The following is a 2118-nucleotide window of genomic DNA, read 5'->3' on the forward strand; positions in this document are numbered from 1 at the left end:
CACGAGCCCGGGCCGATCATCACCGGTGACGGTAGGCAATCGATGTTCCGCGGCAACGCCGCGCCATCGATACCCGGCGATGCAGGCTTCGAGGACTCGCAGGTGAGGATGCGCTTCGCGATCCCCGCCCGGGATGACCGGGGGATCGCGGACGACGTCGATTTCTTCGGTCAGGCGGAGATCGTGGTGCAGGACGTCGCGGGCGCGGAAACGGTGCTCGGCACCTTCGACGCGGGCTCGCAGAGCTGGACGCCGACGGATGCGGGCAGGCGCTGGCTGCAAGACTCGCAATGACGCGCAGCCGGTGACGATGCAGCCGGTGACGATGTGGGAAGGACCAGGTGAGTAGTGCAGCAGGCACAGGCCGTCGAACTCGCCGAGCGGTGGTTGCGGGCGGTGGGCACCCCGCTGAACGAGCCCGACGGGGTTCGGGTCGATCACGACAACGTGCGACTCGGCCTGGAAGGTTGGGTCGTGCCGTGGGACAACGTCGCCTTCCTCGACGGCGGGGACGGCATGCAGCGGATCTTCCCGCCGCAGCGGTTGATCGTCACCGAGCCGGAAGGGGAGCTGCGGGAGGCGAACACGACGCCGCACCCCGGTTTCTCGCGCCCGGTCGATTGGCCCGGGCAGCCGCGGTACCGGGAGTTCGTCGATCCGGAGTACGACCGCGCGGGCTTCTACCGGGCGGGCGTGCCGCGGAAAGCTCTGGTCGGCTGGAAAGTCCTGCACGAGGACGGCCGGACGACGGAGCAGCTCAACCCGAAGTGGATTCCCGGCCCGCGAGCGGTGGGCCTGCCGAGGGCGCAGAACCAGCTTGAGACGCTGCTCAACTACCTGCAGCTCGGCGTCCTGTCCCACGAGGCCGCGTTGGCCCTGTTGTTCGACATGGTCGTGCTGCTCCCGTTGTCGGCGGACGAACCGGCCTACGAAGTCGATCCGCCGCGGCGGCTCAGCGCCTACAGCTCGCCGCGCAAGATGCCGGAATCCTGCCGGTGGCTGCGGATCACGGTGCCGACGCTGGTTTCCCGGTACCCCGGCAGCGGTCTCGTGATCAACTCTGCCGCGTATCCGCGGACCGAGTTCGGCGCCGAGGAGTTGGCGCGTGTCGCCGCGGAGTACGGTTCCTTCCCCCGATACCAGCCGGAAGAACCGCAGGTCGTCGTGGAGCCCGGCTTGGACGGGTCGTTCGACGACTATGCGGCGCAGTTGCGGGAGCACTTCGGGCTGGCCGAGCAGCCGACCGTCTCGAAGCACCGCATCCAGCTCTCGCGGCTCACCGGGTACGACCTGACCAGCGGCGAACGCAAGCTGAGCATGCTCGCGAGCTGCTGGGTCAAGACCAACGCCGAGCGACGCGCGGCCGGTGAGCAGCAGAACTGGCCGGCCGATCTGCACGCGAACGGGCTGGAAGTGCGGCATGAGCCGTCCGGGCAGGCGTACCCCGTTCCCGCGACGTTCGGGAAGATCCCGCTGGAAGGAACGCAGGACCTGCACCGGTTCTGGCACGGCGTGATCGGCGCCTACGTCGGTTTCGCCGTGGGCGACGCGCTCGGTTCCGCGGTGGACGGCATGTCGTGGTCGCAGATCCAGCAGCACTACGGCGAGAACGGGATCACCGCGCCGGACGCGGTGTTCGATCGTCCCGGGCAGGTGAGCTGGCGGACTCAGCTTCTGCTGTTCCTGACCGAAGGCACCGTGCGCGGCTTGCGGACGGGGATGCGCCAGGACGGCGACCAGCAGCCGATGGCGATGCGGTCGGCGCACGCGCGATGGCTCGTCGCGCAAGGAATGCCGTGGCAGCAGGCGGCAGGTGCGTTGGCGGCCGAACGTCCGGCACCGGACGGTTGGCTGCTGAACGCGCCCGAAGCGCAATTCCGCCGCGGAGTCCCAGAGGGGCTGGCCGAGGCGGTGCAGCGGGCGATCGCCGAACCCGGCCGGAATGCGGGATTGCACGGTCCGTTGATGCTGATGTGGGCGCTGCCCGATGCGGTAGCGGCGCACAAGACCGACCCGCAGGCGCAGGGCTGGTACCGCGATCCGCTCGACGCCGGAGCGTCCGCGATCCTCGCGGAGTTGTTCACCGGCCTGTTCCGCCGAGAGCGCTTCGTCGAACCC

Annotated in this window: 2 protein-coding genes; both read left to right on the forward strand. The window is 69.4% G+C overall.

Going from position 1 to position 2118, the window contains the following annotated elements:
• A partial coding sequence (locus IJH84_RS19060; protein ID WP_295146962.1) for a hypothetical protein occupies positions 1 to 294 on the forward strand: 294 nt, incomplete at its 5' end.
• A 54-nt stretch (positions 295 to 348) separates the two neighbouring features.
• On the forward strand, positions 349 to 2118 hold a 1770-nt coding region (locus tag IJH84_RS19065; protein WP_295146965.1), incomplete at its 3' end, for an ADP-ribosylglycohydrolase family protein.

The sequence above is a fragment of the Saccharopolyspora sp. genome (genome assembly GCF_017434145.1).
Classification (GTDB): Bacteria; Actinomycetota; Actinomycetes; order Mycobacteriales; family Pseudonocardiaceae; genus Saccharopolyspora_C; species Saccharopolyspora_C galaxeae.